Genomic DNA, 19,262 nt, shown 5'->3' with positions numbered 1-19,262 from the left:
GAAACTGATCTGCCCCGCGGCCGAGACCCCGGCGGCGTCTCGAAGGGACGCCGCCGGGGTCTCGTTTGGTCTACAGCTCGGCCGTCGCGACGTTGCGCCCCCGGTCGTCCAAGACTCGGAACGCGGTCGCGTCCGGGCGCAGTACGGAAGAGTTGAGGTTGCAGAGCATCTCGCGATTCCCGGTGCCGATGAACTCTCCGGCCGGCGCAGTCCGCCCGTCGGCAGTGACGACCACGACCCGGTAGGTCCGGCCGCTGGCGAATCCGGTCGCGGTCAGCTTGATCTCCATTCCCCAGGTGTGGGGTACGACGTCGGCGGTCGAGTGGACGGCCGGATCGGCGACCGCGACGGCGACCGGCTCCAACGGGATCTCCGGCGGCTTCGGCGCCAGCCCGTACCCGATCCCCACTCCCCCAGCACCGACAACGACAACCGCGGCTGCAGCGACCAGCCACCGCCCGATCGGCCGGCGACGCCGTGGCTCGCTCCCGATCGCGGCGAGGATCGACGCCTCCAGTGCCGCCGGAGGCGCGGCAGGCTCGGCGCTGACCCGGTCGGCGTCCACCAGTCGCAGTGGCTCCGCGAGCGGCGCGATCGCCGCGAGCTCGGCGCGGCACTCCGGACAACCGTCGAGATGCGCTCGTACGGCGGTGACCTCGGCAGGAGTCAGCTGCCCGAGCGCGTACGCGCCGAGCTGCTCGCGCAGTGCTCTGTGTTCCTCGGGGTTCACAGTTCGACTCCCATCTCGTCCATGGCCAGGCGCAACGCCTTCAGACCGTAGAAGACCCGGCTGCGCAGCGTCCCGATCGGAACGCCCTGCTCGGCGGCGACTTCGGCGTACGGGCGGCCACGCAGGTACGTCTCCACCAGCGCGCTGCGCGCCTCCGGCCGGATCCGCTGCAACGCTTCCTCGATCAGCCAGCCGGTGACGGTCCTGTCGTCATCGGCCGCGGTCGCCGGCCCAAGCGCGGTCAGTACGTCGAGCGGCTGCGGGCTCGCCGGTCGCAGCGAACGCCGGCGGGCCTCGTCGACGACCACGTTGCGGGTGATCGCGAACAACCACACCCGCAGGCTGGCGAGCGACGGATCGTAGCGGTCCGCCGCTCGCCAGGCCCGCAGGAACGTCTCCTGGACGACGTCCCGTGCAGCGCCCTCGTCGTCGAGCTGCCGCAACGCGTACCGGTACAGCTCGGCGCCGTGCTCGGCGTACGCGGCCCGTACGCCGTCCTCACGGCTGAGGTCGTGCACGGCTCTGGTCATCGCGCCGCGAAGGTCAGCCCGACGACGTCTCCGAGGCCCAGCGCGAGCAGCGGGCTGGTCCGGCCGGTGCGCAGGTCGACCTTGACGAGCTTCGACCCGGCGAGCAGCCCGCTGGTGCGGACGGCGGCGATCGCGGTGTAGTCGCGAGCGTCGTACGAGCTTGAACCGCGTCCTTCGATGTCGAAGCCGTTCACCGCGCTGATGTCGCGGCCGAGGTAGCCGACGGTGAAGAGCTGGCCGGTGTTCGGCGAGACCACCGGCGTACGGCCGGGCAGCGAGCCCTGGGTGACGAGGGTGTCCTTGGCCGCGTCGAGCCCGTACAGCCCCGTGCTCGTCGCCCCGGCGAAGCTGTCCGTGTACGCCGACGCCGCGACCCGCGGCTTGCTGCCCGAGGCGTAGGTCAGGTCGGTGTCGACGCCCGCGATCGCGCCGGTGTCGGGGTGCAGGCGCAGGTTGCGACCCGACTCGGTGACCAGGCGGATCCGGTCGACGGTCGGGTTGAAGTCGAAGCCCACCGCCGTACCGACCGCGCCGGCCGAGGTACCGACTTTGGTGGCCTGCCCGGTGCGTGCGTTCAGGGTGTAGAGCTGCCCGGACTTGCCGGCGGCGTACAGCTACTTGGTCGCCGGCCGCGTGTCCAGCCCGACCAGCCGATCACCGGCCTTGAGCCCGCGGATCTTCACCCGGTGCTCGGTCAGCAGCGGCAGCTTGGCGTCCCGCACGCTCAGCGTCCCGTTGCTCTCCAGCAGGTACAGCGACGACCCCGCCCGGCTGGGCGTGGCCGCGGCAGGCTGGACCGCCACGACCCCCGTGGTCGCGGCAAGCCCGAGGGCAACGAGTACGGCAGGCAACTTCCTCATGTCTGGCTCCTTGCTCGACGAACAGAACAGCGGTGTGTACGGCGAACCGCCTCCGCGCGTTCATCCAGCAAGTGATTCGGTGCCGACCCGCTTCCGGACGTGAGCGACCCTGCTCGGCCTCGGTATGAATCCGGCCAGGTGGACCAGCCGTGCCGTCAGCTCCGGTCGAGCAGGCCCGCCACCGCTCGCCGCGCCCGGTCGAGCACGTCGGCTCGGCGGTGCAGGACGAACAGCGAGTTGGCCAGGTAGAGCGCGGACTCGAGCTCGAACGCGAGCTGGTCGGGATCGAGGTCGCCAGCGAGCGATCCGTCGGCCTGGGCCGCGGTGATCTGGTCAGTCAGCACCGCCATCCACTCCAGCTGCGCCTCGGCGACCACGTCGGCGACCGTCCCCGTCCGGGCGCCCATCTCGGCGACCGCGGACGCGAAGAAGCACCCACCGGGAAAGACCTCGCGCCCGACATGGTCGAGGAAGTTCTCACACAACGCCCGCAGCCGCTCCAGCGGCGCCGTCAACGCCATCGCCGGCTCGACCACCTCCGCGGCGAAGACCGCGTTCGCGGCCTCGATCGCGGCCAGCTGCAGCTCCAGCTTCGAGCCGAAGTGTGCGTACACCCCGCTCTTGCTCATCCCGACGTGATCGGCCAGCCCACCGATCGACAGCCCGTCGATCCCTTGCACGGTGGCCAGCCCGGCCGCTGCCGTCACGATCGCCTGCCGGCTCCGCTCGCCGTCCACCCGCGCTTTCCGCGCCCGCTGCTCAGCCACGTTGAAAAGATAGCACGACCGTGCGTACTATCTTCGAGACTTAGAACGACCGATCGTTCTTTCTAATCTCGGAGATCCCCTTGCCCAAGACCGACCTGCCCACCCTCGTCCTCGTGAACGGCGCCTGGCACCGCACCAACATGTGGAACGACCTCATCGAGCGCCTGCCGTCCGACCTGGACGTGCGCACGGTTCAGCTCCCGTCCAGCGCACCGGTGAACCCGACCCAGCTGGGCGATCTGTACGACGACGCCGCCGCGATCCGCGCCGCCGTCCAAGCCGTCGACGGCCCGGTCGTCGTGATGCCACACTCCTACGGCGGCGCACCCGCCACCCAGGGCCTCGTCGGCCTGCCCAACCTGCGCCGGATCGTCTACCTGTGCGCGTTCCAACTCGACGTCGGCGAGTCGGTGCTGAGCAGCCTCGGCGGCGAGCGCCCGCCGTTCTGGGGACCGAAGTACGCCGAGCACGGCTTCTACGAGATCCTCGACGCCGAGCACGTCTTCTTCCCCGACGTCGACCCCGCCAAGGCGGCCGAGGTCGCCGCGACGCTCGGCCCACAATCGGTCGCGGCGATGAACCAGCCCCTCACCCAAGCCGCCTGGCGCACCGTCCCCAGCACCTACATCCACGCCGAGAAGGACGTGCACCCCGAACGCTTCCGGCAGTTCAGCCTGCGCAGCGACCGGGTGATCCCGATCCAGAGCGCACACTCACCGTTCCTCTCCCAGCCGGCCGAGCTCGCCGCCATCGTCACCACCGAGCTGAAGGACGCCGCCGACACGGACCGGTGACCAGTCCTTCCAGAGACCGTACGGCCGACGGGTCCTGCTGACGCTGGTCAGCGCCGTCGCACTGGGTCTCACACCGACCCCTCACCGGCCGGCAGCAGTTGCAGATGGCAATGGCTCTGCTCCACCAGAGCCATTGAACGCGCGGTGCGCGAGGGACGCCCTGAGGTTGGATCGCGCGCGGTGGAGCCGGCTGCCGACGGTGCCGACCTCGACGCCCAGGGTGGTGGCGATCTGCCGGTAGGACAGCGATTCGATGTCTCGCAGTACGACGACCGCACGCATCTGTGGGGTCAGCTCGTTCAGGGCGATCCGGATGTCGTCGTCGAGGGTGCGGAACTCGTACAGGTGCGCCGGGTCGAGGTCCTGGTCGGAGACCGTGCCGGGTGCGAGGCCGTCGAAGTGAAGCCGGTTGCGATGACGTAGCTGGTCGAAGAACAGGTTCGTGGTGATCCGGTAGAGCCACCCCTCGAAGGTGTTCGGCCGGTAGGTGTGCAGGTAGCGGAAGACCCGGACGAAGACGTCGTGGGTGAGGTCCTCGGCGTCGTGCCGGTTGCCGGTGAGGCGGTACGCGAAGTGGTAGACGCGCACCGAATGCACTCGAACGATCTCGTCCCAGGAGACGGGGGTTGCGTCGTCCATCGCCTCGCCCTTCGGTCCGGCACCTGGCGGTCAGGTGTCCCGGCCTCCACGATTCCCGGATCGACCGGCGTTCGCCCCAGGGAGATCCCCTGGCACCGCACCCCGGTGCTGCCCAGGTGCACCGTGGAGCAGCGCGTCCATCAGGACTCGCACGAACTCGCCGTGGTCGAAGCTGGTGACAGCTCTGACGACCGGCCCGTCGGGGGTCTTGAACGACAGCGGCCGCCCGTCGTGCGTACGGGCCACCTGTACGGCGAACGAGCCCGCGGCCGGCGTGAACGTCACCGGCCCCTCGACCCACCCGGTGGCGATCTCGGGGCGGTGCAGGACGACACTGGCCAGCGCGTCGTGCGCCGCGGAGATCCGGCGCCCCCAGACGTGCTCGTACGTCGCGTTGGAGGCGTCGAGGATCGTCGCCGCGAACTGTGGCCATCGGCCTTCGGCGGAGCGAAGCCGGTCGTAGTCGTGTTCGTACAGCAGCGCCTGCAGCGTGACGTTCACCCCGACCATGACGACGTTGCCGGTGTTGCGCGCCGTGTACACGATCTCGGCCGCGGCCCGGTCGTGGTCGGAGTTCGCGTCGGTCAAGGTGAGTCCACCGGGCGGCGGGTACGGACCACCCCCTCCCATCAGCACCACCGATCGGAACTTCGTCAGCAGGTCGGGGTCCCGTCGCAGCGCCAGCGCGACGTTGGTCAACGGGCCGATCGGGTGCAGATCGACCTGACCGGGCCGCTCGTTGGCGATCCGGACCAGGAAGTCGGCGGCGGACTCACTCCTCGGCACCGGGACCGCACCGGAAAGCCCGCGGTCCCCCAGGCCGTCGACCCCGTGCCAGCACGGATCGATGCGGAGCTCGCCGGCCAGCGGCACGGCCGCACCGCGAAAGATCGGGACGTCGGCCCGGTCCGCCACCTCCAGCACTGCCGCGATGTTTCGGGTCGCCTGATCCACCGTGGTGTTCCCGAAGATCGCTGTCACGCCCAGGAGCTCGAGGTCGGGCTGCGCGAGGAGGTAGAGCAGCGAGTGTGCGTCGTCCAGGCCGGTGTCGGTGTCGACGACCACCTGGCGCCGGGGTCCGGCCATGTCAGCAGTCCTCCTCCGGGTGCGGGGTGGCACCACTATGCACGCAAAACAAGCGCAAAAGTTTTGGCTGTGTTTGCACCGGCGATCGTCTTGACACTGCTGCGAAGGCCCGCCCACGATGAAGGCGTCCGGCGATGCAAATCGATATGCACAACGAGGAGGCGTCTCGATGAAGCGAGTTCACATCGGCGACGTCGCCGTGCGAGCGGGGGTCAGCCCGACCACCGTGTCGCACGCCCTCAGCGGCCGGCGGCCGGTCTCGGAGGCCACCCGCGAGCGGATCCTGCAGGCCGTCGACGAGCTCGGCTACCACCCGAACCTGGTGGCCAAGAGCCTGCGGATCCAGCGCACCAAGAGCGTCGGTTTCCTCGTCGTCGACATCTCCAACCCGTACTACCCCACGGTCGTCCAGGCCGTTCACGACGGGCTGGCCGACCAGGGCTACGTCAGTCTGATCGGGATCACCTACGGCGAGCCGGCCGCGGAGGAGATGCTGCTCCGCGACATGGTCGCGCGCAACGTCGACGGCATCATCATCCAGCCGATGTCACTGACGCCGGCCGAGATCCGCCGCATCGTCGGTCCGCTGCCGCTGGTCCTCATCTCCGACCACGAGGGTGAGCTGTACGCCGACCGCGTGCAGACCAACGACTGCGAGGGGATCGCGGCCGCCGTACGGCATCTGAGTGACCGCGGGATCCGGGAGGCCGGGTTCATCAGTGGTCCCGAGGGCCGCAGCCCGGGGACGCTCCGGCTCGCGTCCTTCCGGGCCGCCGCCCAGGCACTCGGCGTGACGGTGGCCGAGGAGTGGATCGACCACGTGCCCTTCACGCGGGCAGGTGGGCTCGAGGCCGGCCGGCGACTGCTGGCTCTGCCGAACCGGCCCCGCGCGATCATCTGCGCGAACGACATCATCGCGGTCGGCCTGATCGACGCGGCCCGGGAGGCCGGGCTGAGCCTGCCGGACGACCTCGCCGTGATCGGCTTCGACGACATCGACACCGCGAACCTCATCACGCCTCACCTGACCACGGTCGTCAACCCGGCGCGGGACGTCGGCGCGGCCTGTGCGCGTGCTCTGCTGCGGCGGATCGAGCGTGGTCCCGACGAGGCCTACACCGTCGACGCTCTCCCCACCCACCTGGTGCGGCGCGACTCCGCCTGACCATCGCACCACCAGCCCCGGACCGGCACGATGCCGGGCCGTCGGTGCCGCACGCCTTCGAACAGAGGAGCAGGACCATTTCAGTCTTCCCAGAATCGAGCTCCGCGCTGAGCTCCGACTTCCAGCAGCTGGTCGGGCACGACCCCTTGGACGGCCGCGTCCTGGTCGCCTACGAGGTCGCCCAACGGCAGGAGACCGGGTACGACGTCAGCGAGGCGATCAAGGCGGCGAACAGCCTGGACCCCTCCGACAACGCCGCCCTGTTCAGCCTGGTCGACGAGATGTCCGACCTGTCGCGAACCGGCGAATGGGCGTACGAGGAACCGACCGCCTTCGACGACCTCCGGGAGTCGTTGCCGAGCGCACCGGGCGCCGAGCGGGTCGCCGCCGCCGACCTGTCGGACAAGATCGGCGCCGCGTGGCTCGGCCGGATCGCGGGCTGCAACCTCGGCAAGCCGGTGGAACAAGGCGATCACTGGACCGCCGACCACATTCGTGACTACTTGCAGATCGCCGGGGCCTACCCGCTGCGGGACTACGTGCCGGTACTCGACCCGATGCCGGCCGGCTTCGAACTGGTCGACAACTGGCCCGAAACCACCAAGGGCAACGTCAACGGGTCGGCCCGCGACGACGACATCGACTACCCGATCCTGACCCTGCACCTGCTCGAGCGCCACGGAGCGAGTCTCACCCCGGAGCACGTCGGCCGCGCGTGGCGCACCCTCTTCCCGCTGGAACAGGTCTACACGGCCGAGCGAGCCGCCTACGTCAACATGGTCCAGGGGCACCGGCCACCGGAGACGGCCACCCGGCGCAACCCGTTCCGGGAGTGGATCGGGGCGCAGATCCGCGGTGACGTGTTCGGCTACGTCTTCGCCGGTGACCCCTGGAGCGCCGCCCGGTTGAGCTACCAGGACGCCGCCCTGTCCCACGTGGGCAACGGCATCTACGGCGAGATGTGGGCCGCGGCCCTCGTTGCCGCTGCCTTCACCGCCGCGGACGCCCGCGAGGCGATCGAGACCTCACTGCAGGTCGTGCCGCCGAAGTCGCGGCTGGCGGAGGCGATCAGGAGAGTGCTCGACCTGCAGGCCGCCGGGGGCACCTGGGACGAAGCCCTGGCCGACATTCGTACGGCGTACGGCCACTACTCCTGGGTCCACACGATCAACAACGCGGCTGCTGTCGTGGCCGCGCTGCTGTGGGCCGACGGCGACTACACGACCGCGGTCGGCCGGGTCGTCATGAGCGGTTGGGACACCGACTCCAACGGCGCCACCGTCGGGTCCGTCGCCGCGATCCTCGCGGGGAGCGCCGGGCTCCCCCACCACTTGATCGATCCGCTGCACGACCGGACCCGGTCCGCGCTGTTCGGCTTCGACAACTCCGCCATCTCCGACCTCGCCCGGCGGACCGTGCGGCTGGCGGTCGACGGCCTCGGGGCCACACCACTGGGAGACTGACATGACCATCACCCGCCGGCGTTTCCTGATCTCCAGCGGAGCGCTCACCCTGCTCGGCGGCCTGGCCGCCTGCAACAAGCCGGCGTCCTCGGACCCGTCGGTGATCCAGTTCTGGAACAACCTCGACAACCAGGACCTGGTCACCTACTTCGAGAAGCACTTCGTCGACGCCTACCCCGGACCGGGCAAGGTCAAGTTCTCGAACAAGTCCACCGACACGATCGACCGGCTGATCCAGACCGCGCTGGCCGCCGGCTCGGGTCCCGACATCATCGTCACCCCGGGCCCGTCGACCGGCACCACGGAGTACACCAAGGCCGGCTACCTGGTCGATCTGGACAGCTACGCCGCGAAGTACGACTGGGACCGGACCTTCGCCTCCTGGGCACTCGATGCCTCCCGGATCGACGGGAAGCTCAGGACCGTGCCGACGCAGTACGAGACGATGGCCTTCTACTTCAACCCGGCGACGGTCGACAAGCTCGGGGTCCCGGTGCCCCGGACGCAGGCCGAGTTCGAGGCGTACTGCACCGAGGCCCAGGGCAAGGGCCTGATTCCGGTCGCCGCCGGCAACGCCGACTGGAAGGGCGCCAACGAGTGGCACATGGTGGTCGCGCTCAACCACGGCGCCGGACCGGCCGCCGTCTACGAAGCCCTGCAGGGCAAGCTCGCGTGGACCGACCCGGTCTTCGTCGACGCGGTCACCCGGTACACCGGCTACTTCGAACGGGGCTGGTTCGGCGGGAGCGTGAACGACTACTTCACGAACAAGTTCTCCATCCAGTACGAGCAGCTGGCCGGCGGCAAGGCGGCCGGCCTGATCTCGGGCAGCTGGGAGTTCGCCTACCTGCCGTCGTACTTCGGTGCGAAGGCCGGCAACGACGCGAAGTGGGACTGGGCGGCGCTCCCGTCGCTGGGCCGCGACGTACCGACCGACGTCTGGGACCTGGCCATCGGCCAGTCCGCCGGGATCAACGCCAAGTCCGGCAACGTCGACAACGCCGCGGCGTACCTGAACTTCCTCACCACCGGCAAGACCGCGATCCTGCAGGCGCTGGTCGACCAGAACGCCGCACCGCCACCGATCAAGATCGCACCCGGCGACTTCGGCTCCGGCGCCGACCCGAGGACCGTCCGGCTCTACACGACGCTCTCGACGGCCAGGACGATCGGGTACACGACGTGGACCTTCTTCCCGCAGCAGACCGAGACCTACCTGATCGACTCCTTCGAGAAGGTGATCACCGGCAAGCTCAGCGCCGCTGACTACTGCGCCGGAATCCAGGAGAGGTTCACCGCCGAGCTCCGGGCCGGAAAGGTGCCGACGGCACCCAAACCGGGAGTTCAGCTGTCATGACGGCGCTGCGCCGTCAGCTCCGCGACCCACGGACCAGCGGCTGGCTGTTCCTGCTACCGCTGATCATCGTGAACCTGTTCGTGGTCCTGATCCCGAGCGTGTTCTCGGTCTACTACTCCCTCACCGACTGGACCGGCGCAGGTCCGGCCGAGCTGGTCGGTCTGGCCAACTACCGGGAGCTGTTCGGTGACGACGAGTTCCTCAACGGCCTGTGGCACAACCTGATCTGGACGGCGTTCTTTCTCGTGGTGCCGATGTCGATGGGCCTGTTCGGCGCCTACGCGCTGAGCCGTGTCCGCCGGTTCCGGCTGATCTTCCGCGTCGTCTACTTCGTCCCCTACATCGTGGCCAGCGTCGTCAACGCCTCGATCTGGGAGAGCATCCTGGACCCGCGATCAGGCCTCGGCAGCGTCTTCGGGATCAATCCGCTCGGCGACGGCCGGCTGGCGCTGTGGTCGGTCCAGTTCGTCAACAACTGGGCCTGGTGGGGTTTCCTGGTCGTGGTCTTCCTGGCCGCCATGCAGGGCGTCAACCCGGCGCTCTACGAGGCGGCCGAGATCGACGGCGCCGGACCCACCCGCCAGTTCTTCTCGGTCACCCTGCCGGCGATCAGGCCGACCTTCGCGTTCCTCGGGCTGATGACGATCATCTGGTCGTTCCTCGCCTTCGACTACGTCTGGATCATGACGCAGGGCGGTCCGGCCGGCGCGACCGACCTGCTGTCGACGGTCCTCTACCGCGAGGCCTTCTCCGACCTGCGAGCCGGCTACGCCTCGGCTGTCGGTGTGGTGATGGCGCTGATCAGCGCGGTGGTCGTGACGGCGTACCTGATCGTCCGCAGAGTCAAGGAGTGGGAGATATGAGGACCGTACGCCGCGGTGGCACCGTCAGCTACGTCCTGCTGACCTGCCTGGCCATCTTCTCGATCGGGCCGATCGTGCTGTTCTTCTTCAACGCCCTGAAGAGCCCCAGCGAGTACGCCGCCAGTTCGCTGGGGGTCCCCGGCGCCTGGCGCTGGGAGAACTTCACCACCGCCTGGCAGCAGGCGAACATGGGTGCGGGCGTGGTGAACTCGCTGGTGATCGTGCTCGGCACCGCGGCGCTCACCTGCGTGGTGGCCGGCTCCGCGGCGTACGCGCTCGGACGTCTCCAGGTGCGCGGCTCGTCGGCGTTCATCACCTATCTGCTGGTGACCAGCGCTCTCCCGACCCAGATGTTCCTGGTGCCGCTGTTCTACCTGTGGACCCAGGCCGGGCTCTACGACACCAGGCTCGGCCTGATCCTCATCTACGTCGGACTGTTCTCGCCGTTCGCGACCCTGCTGCTGCGGTCGTTCCTGCTGACGCTCCCCCGCGAGTTCGAGGAGGCCGCGCGCGTCGACGGTGCCAGTGAGCTTAAGGTGCTGGTGCGCATCGTGCTCCCGAACGCCCTGCCCGGGCTGCTGACCGTCGCGCTGACCACCGGGTTGTCGGCGTACAACGAGTTCCTGTTCGCGGTCACCTTCATCCAGAACCAGGACCTGTTGCCGCTGTCCACGACGTTCTTCACGTTCCAGCAGGGTTTCAGCCAGGACTACACCCTGGTCAGTGCCGCCGGCATCATCATGATCGCGCCGATGCTCATCCTGTTCCTGGTGCTGCAGCGCCGGTTCATCGACGGCCTGTCCTCGTCCGGGCTCGGTGGCGCATGAAACCGCCGCAGCTGACCGTCGTCGGCAGCATCAACGAGGACATCACCGCCGTCGGGAACCGGCTGCCGGCCCCGGGCGAGACCGTGAGCACGGCCGACGTACGGCACAGCCCCGGTGGAAAGGGGGCCAACCAGGCAGCCGCCGCCGCGCGGCTCGGTGCGGACGTCCGGCTGGTAGGGGCCAGAGGCAACGATGGCGCCGGGCTCCGGTCGCTGGAGGCGCTGCAGGCAGCGGGAGTCGACGTGAGCGGTGTCGCCGTCGTCGCCCGTCCCACCGGAACGGCCCTGATCGTCGTCGATGCCGACGGAGAGAACCAGATCGCGGTCGCTCCCGGCGCGAACCACGAGGTCCAGGTCGCCCAGACGCTCAGCGAGGCACCAGCCATCCTGTGTCAGCTGGAGCTTCCGCTGGCGACGACCGTCGCGGCCGTCGAGCGTGCCACCGGCTTCGTCGCCCTCAACGCCTCGCCGGCCGTTCCGCTGCCCACCGACCTCCTCGACCGCTGCGACCTCGTCGTCGTCAACGAGTCCGAGTACGCCGCCGTACCGGCCTTGTCGGGGGCGCGCCTGGTCGTCGTCACCTACGGCGCGAAGGGAGCGGTCGCCTTCCGCAGCGGCCGGTCGATCGCCTACGCCGAGGCACCGAAGGTGGAGGTGGTGTCGACCGTCGGCGCCGGAGACGCCTTCTGCGCGGCACTCGTCGTCGGCCTGCTCGAAGGCCTTCCGGTTCCGGACGCGTTGAGCACGGCCTGCGCGGTCGGCGGCGCCGCGGTCGGTACCAGCGGCGCACAACCACCGCTCAGGCCGCTGCGGGACTACCTCGCCGCCGACGCTACGACTCGGACCGCCCGGCGAACTGTGCATGGCCGTCGTCGAACCGCAGACCAGTGACCTCGCCGTACGTCGCGGTGCTTCCACGAGTCGCTCACCGGTTTCTCCTCTGCTCGATCGTGAACCCGAGCCGGCTGAGCACCTTCACCGCGCCGGACTTGCCGCCCTCGAAGTCGCCGGGTGCCAGCCTCGCCCCGGTCGCCCGCTCGTAGGCGGCGCCGAGGATCGCCTTCGGTGGGTACCGGCTCTCCTCCCAGACGAGATCGTAGGTGGTCGTGGGCCCGAAGCCGTGCTCCGCCAGGAACGCCTCCGGACCGAGACGCCGGTAGTCCTCCATCGCCGAAACCACCTCGGCCGTCGTCACCGGAGTCCAGTCGATCGGGTGCGCCATTCGTACCTCCCGTTGTTCGTGTCGATACCCCAGGTCCGCAAGGCCGTCAGCACTCGCGGGTGCGCTGCGACCACCCGTAGCCCGGTCCGGTGCAGCGCGCACTCACGACGGAACTCCCCGAGCAGCTCCTCCAGGCCGGCATCGGTTCGGAGCTCGTGCACCGCGCCGAGGTCGACGGTGATCGCCTTCGCGATTCCGCAGACCACCAGGAACTCGGCTCGTGCCATCGCGGCCGTGTGCGCGTCCAGGACCCCGCGGATCTCGATCGTCACCAGCCCGTCCTCGACCCGGAGCCGAAGCTGCTGCCCTCTCGGCGTCCATGGACCCACCACCTGGTTGTTCCTCCTCGCGATCAGGGTCACCGGCCAGCAGACCAGGTCCACCGCGGTGCTCGCGTCAGGGATTACCCGAGTCGGTCCCACCAGTGGTCGAGCAACGACTTACGGGCCACTTACAGGCACCCCCGAAGCGCCGGTCCGGCGTTTTTTCGTGGCGATGATCGGTGCATGGAAAATCCCCTGGTCCTCGATCCGAGCGGTCGCCGACGGCTCGCCGAGGAGGAAGTTCTGCACCACGCAGCCGGTCCGGTGCTCGTCGACGTGCTGGGCGAGAAGGCGTGGGCGGTCGGGCACCACGACCTGCTCGTCCGGCTCCTCAGCGACAGCCGCGTGTCCAAGGACCCCCGTCAGCACTGGCCCCGGTTCATGGCCGGCGAGATCGTCGGCAAGTGGCCGCTCTACCTGCAGGTCTCGGTGGACAACATGTTCACGGCGTACGGCGCGGATCATCGCCGCCTCCGCCGCCTGGTCAGCCCGGCCTTCTCCGGCCGCCGTACCGCGCAACTGCTGCCGGCGATCGAGTCGAGCACCGACCGACTGCTCGACTCGATCACGGACGCCGTGGACGCCACCGGCGTCGTCGACCTGCGGCAGACCTTCGCGGCGCAGCTGCCGGTCGCGGTGATCAGCGACCTGCTCGGCATCCCCGCCTCCCTGCGCACCGGGTTCCGCGAGTCGATCGACCGGATCTGGGACACCACCAACACCGCCGAGGAGGCGGTGCGCGCGACGCAGGACGCCTACACGATGCTGCACGAGTTCGTCGCGCTCAAACGCGCCGAACCGGCCGACGACCTGACCAGCGCGCTGATCGCCGCCCGCGACGACGAGGGCGACGGATCCTCCCTCACCGAGACGGAGCTGACCGACACGCTCCTGCTGGTGATCGCCGCCGGCTACGAGACGACGATCAACCTGCTCGACTCGGCCGTCACGGCCTTGCTCTCCGATCCCAGACAGCTCGAGCTGGTGCGATCCGGTGTCGCTGACTGGGAAGCGGTGGTCGACGAGACCCTGCGGTTCGCCTCACCGGTCAGCCAGATGCCGATGCGGTACGCCGTCGAGGACATCGAGCTGCCGACCGGGCAGACGATCCGCAAGGGTGACGCGATCCTCGCGTTGTACGGCGCGGCGAGCCGCGACCCCGAGCTGCACGGCGAGACCGCCAAGACGTTCGACGTCACCCGGCCGGACAAGCGGCACGTTGCCTTCGGCCACGGTGTGCACTACTGCCTCGGCGCCCCGCTGGCCCGGGCCGAGGCGGCGATCGCCCTGCCGCGGCTGTTCGACCGGTTCCCCGACCTCTCGCTCGCCGTTCCCGCGACCGCGCTGGAGCCGTTGCCGAGCATCCTCGGCAACGGCCACAAGACCCTCCCCGTTCGCCTCGGCCTCCCGGCCCGGTGACCGCCGAGACACCTGACCGATTCACCACTTCACTGCGAGGAGTCACATGAAACGCGTCATCACCACTGCCCTGATGGTCGGAACGACCGTCGCGGCGGTCTCCCTGACCGTGCCCGCGAACGCCGCCACGGTGTCGTCGAGCACGAGCCCGTCCCGGGCGGTCTTCGTCCAGAACAACGATGCCCACGGCAACACACTGGTCGCCTACGACCGGCGTGGCGACGGCAGCCTGGCCGAAGCCGGCCGCTACCCGACCGGCGGCAAGGGCGGCGTCCTGGCCGGAGCCGGGATCGACGCCACGGCGTCGCAGGGATCGCTCGCCTACGACCGGCGTTCGGGAAACCTGTACGTCGCCAACGCGGGCAGCGACTCGGTCACCGTCTTCGCGGTCCACGGCAGCAAGCTCGTCCGCCGCCAGGTCGTGTCGTCCGGAGGCGACTTTCCGGTCAGCATCACGGTGCACGGCAACCTGGTCTACGTGCTGAACGCCCGCGGCGGCGGCTCGATCCAGGGCTACCTGCAGGTCGCGGGCCGACTGGTCCCGATCGGGCCGTGGCACCGGTCGGTCGGGCTCGACCCGCAGCAGACCCAGGAGTCCGGCAACGCTCCGAGCGACATCGCGTTCACCCCGGACGGCACCCGCCTGGTCGTGACGACCAAGAACGGCGCCAACAGCATCGACATCTTCCGGGTCGGCCTGTTCGGCCCCTCGGCGAGGCCGACGGTCACCACTCTGCCCGGCGCCGTACCGTTCGCCGTCGACTTCGACGCGGCCGGGCACCTCGCCGTGGCCGAAGCCGGCCCGAACGCCGTCGCGACCTTCACCATCAACCGCGACGACACGCTGACCGCCGTGGACCACAGCGCGACCGGTCAGGTGGCGACCTGCTGGATCGTCGCCGTCGACGGCAAGCTCTACGCCGCGAACGGCGGGAGCAGCTCGATCTCCGGGTTCACCGTCAACCGCCGGGGCGCGCTCACCGCTCTCGGGACCACCAGCGCCGACGCCGGCACGACCGACCTGGCGGCCTCCTCCGACGGCAAGAACCTGTACGCGCGGACCGGCATCGACGGTCACATCAACGCGTTCCGGATCAACGCCGACGGATCACTGACCCGGCTCGGCTCGGTCACCGTTCCGCACGGCGTCTCCGCCGAGGGCATCGTCGCGCTGTAGCCCGGGCCCGGCTGTCACGGCGCCGACTGGGCGAGCGTGATGCTCGTGAGGTCCGGCTGCCGGCCACCGGTCGGCACCGGACCTCGCAACGGTCCCAGGGTTCCGTCCTCCGCGACGCGGTAACTCGCCACGCTCCCGTCGCCGTCCTTGTTGAAGTTCGCGACGTACACCCGCCGTCCGGCCGGGTCGGCAACGATGCCGCGTGGCTCGCGCGCACCCGGCGGGACCGTTGCCGCCAGCACCGTTGCTGCCGCCCCGGCCCGCATCAGTCCGTGACCCGCCGGACCCGCCGGCCCAGGAAATCGCGCATCAGCGCCGCGACCTCGTCGACCGCGCTCTCGAGCAGGAAGTGACCACCCTCGAGAAGATGGATCTCGGCGTCCGGTACGTCCTTCGCGAACGCCCGGGCGCCGTCCGGACCGAAGATCGGGTCACCGCTGCCCCAGACCGCGAGCACCGGCGGGCGGCTGGTCCGGAGGTACTCGTGCAACCGCGGGTACATCGCCGGGTTCGTCACGTAGTCCCGGAAGAGCTTCAGCTGGACCTCGTCGTTGCCCGGTCTCGACAGGTTGTGGAAGTCGTGGTGCCAGGTGTCGGGGCTGACCAGAGTCTCGTCGGGAACGCCGGTCAGGTACTGCCAGCGCGTCAGTTCCAGCGTCAGCGCCTGCCGGATCCCTGCCTCGGTCTCGGCAGTCTGCTCGGCCTGGTAGTCCCACACGGTCTTCCAGAAGCCGTCGACGAAGCCCTCGTCGTAACCGTTGCCGTTCTGGGTGATGATCGCGCTGACCGACTCCGGGTCCTCGAGCGCGAGCCGCCAGCCGATCGGTGCGCCGTAGTCCTGCACGTACATCGCGTACGACGTGACCCCGAGCGAGTCCAGCAGCCCGGACGTCAGCGCGGCCAAGGCGTCGAACGTGTATTCGAAGTCCTCCACCCGCGGGGCATCGGACAGCCCGAACCCCAGCAGGTCCGGTGCGATCACCCGGTACTCGCCGGCCAGTGCCGGGATCAGCTCGCGGAACATGAAAGAGCTCGCCGGAAACCCGTGGAGCAGGACGACAGCAGGCGCCTGCGGGTCGCCGGCCTCGCGGTAGAACAACCGCCGGCCGTCGATTTCGGCGTAACGGTGGTGAACTGTCGGCATCTCCAACTCCTTCGGTTGACTTGCGCGGCCAGATCGGCGCAGCGCGGTGCGGCAATGCTGACGGCACCGGCGCCGACGCACATCGTCAAGATCGACAGACTTCACCAGGCCTGATCGAGCGATGTGGAACGTCCGCCGCAGCGACGAGGGTGGCAGGCACCGAGGGCGCCGGCACGGTCGCCCACCATGCGTAGCGGAGGAGCTCCAGATGAGCATGAACTGGCTCGACCGGTCCGGGACCACGGACGTGTTCGCAGGACAGAAGCTGATCGTCGTCGGGGGAAGCAGCGGGATGGGTCGCCAGACCGCGCTCGACGTCACGGCCGCGGGCGGCACCGCCGTCGTGATCGGCCAGACCGCCTCGAAGGTCGAGACGACGGTCAAGGAGCTCGGCGGCGAGGGGCAGGCGTTCGGGATCACCGTCGACCTGGCCGACGCGGCCGCGGTCGAGGACACCCGCCGGCAGCTCGCCGCCGAGCACGCGGACGCGACCCTGCTGGTGAACGCCGCCGGCGTCTTCCTGCCCAAACCGTTCCTGGAGCACAGCAGGCAGGACTACGACCTCTACCAGGACCTGAACCGGGCGATCTTCTTCCTGACCCAGACCGTTGCCCAGGGCATGGCCGACGCCGGCGGTGGCGGGTCGATCGTGAACATCGGGAGCCTGTGGGCGCACCAGGCGGTCGGGGCGACGCCGTCCTCGGCGTACTCGCTGGCCAAGGGCGGGATCCACGCCCTGACGCACAACCTCGCGCTCGAGCTGGCGCCGCACAGGATCCGGGTGAACACGGTGGCACCGGCCGTGGTGGCGACGCCGATCTACGAGAAGTTCGTCCCGTCCGACCAGCTGGACGCGACGCTGCACAGCTTCGACCCGTTCCACCCGCTCGGCCGGACCGGAACCACCCGGGACCTCGCCAACACGATCACGTTCCTGCTGTCGCCGGCCACCGAATGGGTCACCGGCGCGGTCTGGAACGTCGACGGCGGCGTCACCGCGGGGCGGAACTGACCCGGCGCGCTCAGGCCGGAGTGCCGCGTTCGGCGGCGGGCCGCACCCAGCGATTCAGCTCCAGTGCGCGCCCGCCGACGACCGCCTGACGCTGCAGGCTCGATCGAGCCGTCGCCGGCAGGGCTGCTTCGGTTCCCTCCCGGACGAGGTCGTGGCGAGAACCGATTCGGTAAAAGACTACTCATCGGGTGATGCTCGACAGGCCGGCGGTCGGGCAACCTGACGGACATGTCCGGATTCGCCACAGCGCCGACGCAGGGCAGGGCTGCGGAGCAGAACCTCGTCCAGGCTGCGCTGGAGCGCGCCGCGAACGGACGGGACGGCGTTCTGCTGATCGACGGCGAGCCAGGGATCGGAAAGTCCCACCTCCTGCACGACTCGGCCGACCAGGCGGTCGCGTACGGATTCGCGGTGGTCACGGGCACGGCCGACCCGGTCGGCGAAGCTCTCCCGCTCCTGCAGGCCGCGCGAGCGAGCGGGCCGTCGGCTCCGGTCCTGATCTGCCTCGACGATCTGCACTGGGCGAGCCCGACGAGCATGGCCGCCGTACGGACCTTGCCGAAGTCCGTGGACCATCTGCCGATCGCGTGGCTGCTCGCTCGGTCGACCACGACTTCACGCCGGGCCGCGGACCTGTTCGACCTGCTGGAGAAGGACGGCGCCACCCGCATCACGCTCGGCCCGCTGCCGGACACGGCAGTGACCGCGATGCTCGCGAACACTCTGGGTCAACGGCCCAGCGCAGCACTGGAACGGCTCGCGGCCGGCGCGTCGGGAAACCCGGCGCTCGTCGCGGCGCTGCTCCGCGGGCTCCGGGAGGAGCACGCCACCGGCCTGACCGGCGACGGCGCCGAGCCGGCGCCGTCGTCACTCCCGCACCGCGTTCACCGGCTGACCCGGCACCGACTCGACGAGCTCAGCACGAATGCACGGCAGCTCCTCACGACGGCAGCTGTGATGGGACCGGCATTCGACCTGGACGACGTGGCCGACATGGTCGGCAGCTCGCCCGCGGCCCTGCTGCCGGCTCTCGAAGAGGCGCTCGACTCGGCCCTCATCACGGTGCAGGAAGAGACCTTCGCCTTCCGCCACCCACTGCTGCAGCGCGCGATTGCCGAGCTCATCCCACGCCCGGCACGCAGCGCTCTCGTCCGCCAGTACGGCGGTGTCGCGCCGACGCCCCACCGGCCGGAGTACCCCACCGTACGGACCGAACGACCTGCCCTCGACGAGCGGTCGATCCCGTGGACCCGGGCCAACGAGGCCGAGAAGCTCGGCGTCGATCACCTCACCAACGGTGAGTACGACGCAGCGATCGAGTGCTGGCAGGACGCTCTCGTCTGGTACGACGAGGCCGGTGCCGACACCGACGGTGCCCGCGTTCGCAGCAGGCTGCGTAAGACCGGGGTCCGGACCCGGCACTGGAAGACCGGGCAGCGCAAGCCTCGCCACGGCTGGGACAGCCTGACCGGGACCGAGCAGGACGTCGCTCGGCGGGCGGCCGAGGGACTGAACAACAAGCAGATCGGTGCCCGCATGTACATCAGCCCGCACACGGTGGCTCATCACCTCCGCCAGATGTTCCGCAAGCTCGGCATCTCGTCCCGGGTCGAGCTCGTCCGGCTCGTCCTGGAGGCCGGATCGCCATCAGTACCGGACGGCCTTACGGCTGCCGAACGAAACCACCCAATCGGTCTTCGGGGGTCAGGTTGAGCCGCCAGGCAGGGTTACGCTCGGAGAGCTTCGAGAAGTGGAAGATGAGGACGGTGACGGTCAAGCCCGCAGCAGGTGACGAGCAGCCGGCCAGGTCGGCTGCGAGCCGCCGTATGGAAGCACGTCGGCACTACGAGTCGCAGCCGGGCAGGTCCGGTTCCAGTGGCTGACC

22 protein-coding genes are annotated in these 19,262 nt (G+C 69.7%); 11 read left to right on the top strand and 11 right to left on the bottom strand.

Annotation, left to right across the window (positions count from 1 at the left end; translation table 11 throughout):
* Positions 1 to 70: 70 nt before the first annotated feature.
* From AB0M01_RS14040 to AB0M01_RS14020, 5 genes are all read right to left on the bottom strand, one after another.
* Positions 71 to 730, bottom strand: coding sequence for a zf-HC2 domain-containing protein (locus AB0M01_RS14040; RefSeq protein WP_363669140.1), 660 nt, complete (start codon positions 728 to 730; stop codon positions 71 to 73).
* The gene (locus AB0M01_RS14035) at positions 727 to 1,260 is read right to left on the bottom strand and encodes a sigma-70 family RNA polymerase sigma factor (protein ID WP_363669138.1); all 534 of its coding nucleotides are present in this window, start codon (positions 1,258 to 1,260) and stop codon (positions 727 to 729) included. The genes AB0M01_RS14040 and AB0M01_RS14035 overlap by 4 nt, the downstream gene beginning before the upstream one ends.
* On the bottom strand, positions 1,257 to 1,874 hold the full coding sequence (locus AB0M01_RS14030; protein ID WP_363669468.1) for a DUF4394 domain-containing protein: 618 nt from the start codon (positions 1,872 to 1,874) through the stop codon (positions 1,257 to 1,259). The genes AB0M01_RS14035 and AB0M01_RS14030 overlap by 4 nt, the downstream gene beginning before the upstream one ends.
* On the bottom strand, positions 1,875 to 2,120 hold the full coding sequence (locus tag AB0M01_RS14025; RefSeq protein ID WP_363669136.1) for a hypothetical protein: 246 nt from the start codon (positions 2,118 to 2,120) through the stop codon (positions 1,875 to 1,877).
* 155 nt (positions 2,121 to 2,275) lie between these two features.
* Complete coding sequence (locus AB0M01_RS14020) at positions 2,276 to 2,887, bottom strand: TetR/AcrR family transcriptional regulator (protein WP_363669134.1); 612 nt, start codon at positions 2,885 to 2,887, stop codon at positions 2,276 to 2,278.
* Positions 2,888 to 2,967: 80 nt separating this feature from the next.
* On the opposite strand from AB0M01_RS14020, the gene AB0M01_RS14015 reads away from it, so the two are divergent.
* Entirely contained in the window at positions 2,968 to 3,681 is a 714-nt protein-coding gene (locus AB0M01_RS14015) for an alpha/beta hydrolase (protein WP_363669132.1), read from the top strand.
* A gap of 81 nt (positions 3,682 to 3,762) precedes the next feature.
* On the opposite strand, the gene AB0M01_RS14010 is transcribed toward AB0M01_RS14015, so the two are convergent.
* Entirely contained in the window at positions 3,763 to 4,320 is a 558-nt protein-coding gene (locus tag AB0M01_RS14010) for a sigma-70 family RNA polymerase sigma factor (protein WP_363669130.1), read from the bottom strand.
* 30 nt (positions 4,321 to 4,350) lie between these two features.
* Positions 4,351 to 5,406 carry a nucleoside hydrolase gene (locus AB0M01_RS14005; protein WP_363669128.1) on the bottom strand — a complete coding sequence of 352 codons (1,056 nt, stop codon included), beginning with the start codon at positions 5,404 to 5,406 and terminating at the stop codon, positions 4,351 to 4,353.
* A 169-nt stretch (positions 5,407 to 5,575) separates the two neighbouring features.
* Here AB0M01_RS14005 and AB0M01_RS14000 point away from each other — a divergent pair, with 169 nt between their 5' ends.
* From AB0M01_RS14000 to AB0M01_RS13975, 6 genes are all read left to right on the top strand, one after another.
* Positions 5,576 to 6,571: a LacI family DNA-binding transcriptional regulator gene (locus AB0M01_RS14000; protein WP_363669126.1), complete on the top strand. Its 996-nt coding sequence runs from the start codon at positions 5,576 to 5,578 to the stop codon at positions 6,569 to 6,571.
* A gap of 146 nt (positions 6,572 to 6,717) precedes the next feature.
* Positions 6,718 to 8,034 (top strand): ADP-ribosylglycohydrolase family protein, encoded by a 1,317-nt coding sequence (locus AB0M01_RS13995; RefSeq protein WP_363669124.1) that lies wholly within the window; start codon positions 6,718 to 6,720, stop codon positions 8,032 to 8,034.
* Position 8,035: 1 nt separating this feature from the next.
* Positions 8,036 to 9,391, top strand: a complete 1,356-nt coding sequence (locus tag AB0M01_RS13990; RefSeq protein WP_363669122.1) for an extracellular solute-binding protein — start codon at positions 8,036 to 8,038, stop codon at positions 9,389 to 9,391.
* The gene (locus tag AB0M01_RS13985) at positions 9,388 to 10,254 is read left to right on the top strand and encodes a sugar ABC transporter permease (RefSeq protein ID WP_363669120.1); all 867 of its coding nucleotides are present in this window, start codon (positions 9,388 to 9,390) and stop codon (positions 10,252 to 10,254) included. Before AB0M01_RS13990 ends, AB0M01_RS13985 begins: the two co-directional genes overlap by 4 nt.
* Positions 10,251 to 11,081 (top strand): carbohydrate ABC transporter permease, encoded by an 831-nt coding sequence (locus AB0M01_RS13980; RefSeq protein WP_363669118.1) that lies wholly within the window; start codon positions 10,251 to 10,253, stop codon positions 11,079 to 11,081. Before AB0M01_RS13985 ends, AB0M01_RS13980 begins: the two co-directional genes overlap by 4 nt.
* Entirely contained in the window at positions 11,078 to 11,971 is an 894-nt protein-coding gene (locus AB0M01_RS13975) for a ribokinase (RefSeq protein WP_363669117.1), read from the top strand. The genes AB0M01_RS13980 and AB0M01_RS13975 overlap by 4 nt, the downstream gene beginning before the upstream one ends.
* A gap of 34 nt (positions 11,972 to 12,005) precedes the next feature.
* On the opposite strand, the gene AB0M01_RS13970 is transcribed toward AB0M01_RS13975, so the two are convergent.
* Together AB0M01_RS13970 and AB0M01_RS13965 are read right to left on the bottom strand one after the other, a co-directional pair.
* Positions 12,006 to 12,302: a hypothetical protein gene (locus AB0M01_RS13970; RefSeq protein ID WP_363669115.1), complete on the bottom strand. Its 297-nt coding sequence runs from the start codon at positions 12,300 to 12,302 to the stop codon at positions 12,006 to 12,008.
* Positions 12,272 to 12,631 carry an STAS domain-containing protein gene (locus AB0M01_RS13965; RefSeq protein WP_363669466.1) on the bottom strand — a complete coding sequence of 120 codons (360 nt, stop codon included), beginning with the start codon at positions 12,629 to 12,631 and terminating at the stop codon, positions 12,272 to 12,274. The genes AB0M01_RS13970 and AB0M01_RS13965 overlap by 31 nt, the downstream gene beginning before the upstream one ends.
* 177 nt (positions 12,632 to 12,808) lie before the next feature.
* On the opposite strand from AB0M01_RS13965, the gene AB0M01_RS13960 reads away from it, so the two are divergent.
* Entirely contained in the window at positions 12,809 to 14,044 is a 1,236-nt protein-coding gene (locus AB0M01_RS13960; protein WP_363669113.1) for a cytochrome P450, read from the top strand.
* A 46-nt stretch (positions 14,045 to 14,090) separates the two neighbouring features.
* Positions 14,091 to 15,221 (top strand): beta-propeller fold lactonase family protein, encoded by a 1,131-nt coding sequence (locus AB0M01_RS13955; protein ID WP_363669111.1) that lies wholly within the window; start codon positions 14,091 to 14,093, stop codon positions 15,219 to 15,221.
* Between the two features lie 14 nt (positions 15,222 to 15,235).
* Here the strand turns inward: AB0M01_RS13955 and AB0M01_RS13950 are convergent, their stop codons facing one another.
* A complete protein-coding gene (locus AB0M01_RS13950) occupies positions 15,236 to 15,487 on the bottom strand; it encodes a hypothetical protein (RefSeq protein ID WP_363669109.1) in 252 nt (83 codons plus the stop codon).
* Entirely contained in the window at positions 15,487 to 16,365 is an 879-nt protein-coding gene (locus tag AB0M01_RS13945; RefSeq protein WP_363669107.1) for an alpha/beta fold hydrolase, read from the bottom strand. Before AB0M01_RS13945 ends, AB0M01_RS13950 begins: the two co-directional genes overlap by 1 nt.
* A 208-nt stretch (positions 16,366 to 16,573) precedes the next feature.
* On the opposite strand from AB0M01_RS13945, the gene AB0M01_RS13940 reads away from it, so the two are divergent.
* A complete protein-coding gene (locus AB0M01_RS13940; RefSeq protein ID WP_363669105.1) occupies positions 16,574 to 17,377 on the top strand; it encodes an SDR family oxidoreductase in 804 nt (267 codons plus the stop codon).
* 228 nt (positions 17,378 to 17,605) lie between these two features.
* The gene (locus AB0M01_RS13935) at positions 17,606 to 19,090 is read left to right on the top strand and encodes a LuxR C-terminal-related transcriptional regulator (RefSeq protein ID WP_363669104.1); all 1,485 of its coding nucleotides are present in this window, start codon (positions 17,606 to 17,608) and stop codon (positions 19,088 to 19,090) included.
* The last annotated feature ends 172 nt before the right edge of the window (positions 19,091 to 19,262 follow it).

This window comes from Kribbella sp. NPDC051770 (assembly GCF_040681455.1).
Lineage (GTDB): Bacteria > Actinomycetota > Actinomycetes > Propionibacteriales > Kribbellaceae > Kribbella.
This window is presented reverse-complemented; position numbering and strand designations above follow the sequence as displayed.

Excerpts from the sequence above, each read along its gene's own strand:
- AB0M01_RS14035 (WP_363669138.1), bottom strand. The coding sequence starts at position 1,260 with ATGACCAGAGCCGTGCACGACCTCAGCCGTGAGGACGGCGTACGGGCC.
- AB0M01_RS14025 (WP_363669136.1), bottom strand. The coding sequence starts at position 2,120 with ATGAGGAAGTTGCCTGCCGTACTCGTTGCCCTCGGGCTTGCCGCGACC.
- AB0M01_RS14010 (WP_363669130.1), bottom strand. The coding sequence starts at position 4,320 with ATGGACGACGCAACCCCCGTCTCCTGGGACGAGATCGTTCGAGTGCAT.
- AB0M01_RS14005 (WP_363669128.1), bottom strand. The coding sequence starts at position 5,406 with ATGGCCGGACCCCGGCGCCAGGTGGTCGTCGACACCGACACCGGCCTG.
- AB0M01_RS14000 (WP_363669126.1), top strand. The coding sequence starts at position 5,576 with ATGAAGCGAGTTCACATCGGCGACGTCGCCGTGCGAGCGGGGGTCAGC.
- AB0M01_RS13990 (WP_363669122.1), top strand. The coding sequence starts at position 8,036 with ATGACCATCACCCGCCGGCGTTTCCTGATCTCCAGCGGAGCGCTCACC.
- AB0M01_RS13985 (WP_363669120.1), top strand. The coding sequence starts at position 9,388 with ATGACGGCGCTGCGCCGTCAGCTCCGCGACCCACGGACCAGCGGCTGG.
- AB0M01_RS13980 (WP_363669118.1), top strand. The coding sequence starts at position 10,251 with ATGAGGACCGTACGCCGCGGTGGCACCGTCAGCTACGTCCTGCTGACC.
- AB0M01_RS13975 (WP_363669117.1), top strand. The coding sequence starts at position 11,078 with ATGAAACCGCCGCAGCTGACCGTCGTCGGCAGCATCAACGAGGACATC.
- AB0M01_RS13970 (WP_363669115.1), bottom strand. The coding sequence starts at position 12,302 with ATGGCGCACCCGATCGACTGGACTCCGGTGACGACGGCCGAGGTGGTT.
- AB0M01_RS13960 (WP_363669113.1), top strand. The coding sequence starts at position 12,809 with ATGGAAAATCCCCTGGTCCTCGATCCGAGCGGTCGCCGACGGCTCGCC.
- AB0M01_RS13955 (WP_363669111.1), top strand. The coding sequence starts at position 14,091 with ATGAAACGCGTCATCACCACTGCCCTGATGGTCGGAACGACCGTCGCG.
- AB0M01_RS13950 (WP_363669109.1), bottom strand. The coding sequence starts at position 15,487 with ATGCGGGCCGGGGCGGCAGCAACGGTGCTGGCGGCAACGGTCCCGCCG.
- AB0M01_RS13945 (WP_363669107.1), bottom strand. The coding sequence starts at position 16,365 with ATGCCGACAGTTCACCACCGTTACGCCGAAATCGACGGCCGGCGGTTG.
- AB0M01_RS13940 (WP_363669105.1), top strand. The coding sequence starts at position 16,574 with ATGAGCATGAACTGGCTCGACCGGTCCGGGACCACGGACGTGTTCGCA.
- AB0M01_RS13935 (WP_363669104.1), top strand. The coding sequence starts at position 17,606 with ATGTCCGGATTCGCCACAGCGCCGACGCAGGGCAGGGCTGCGGAGCAG.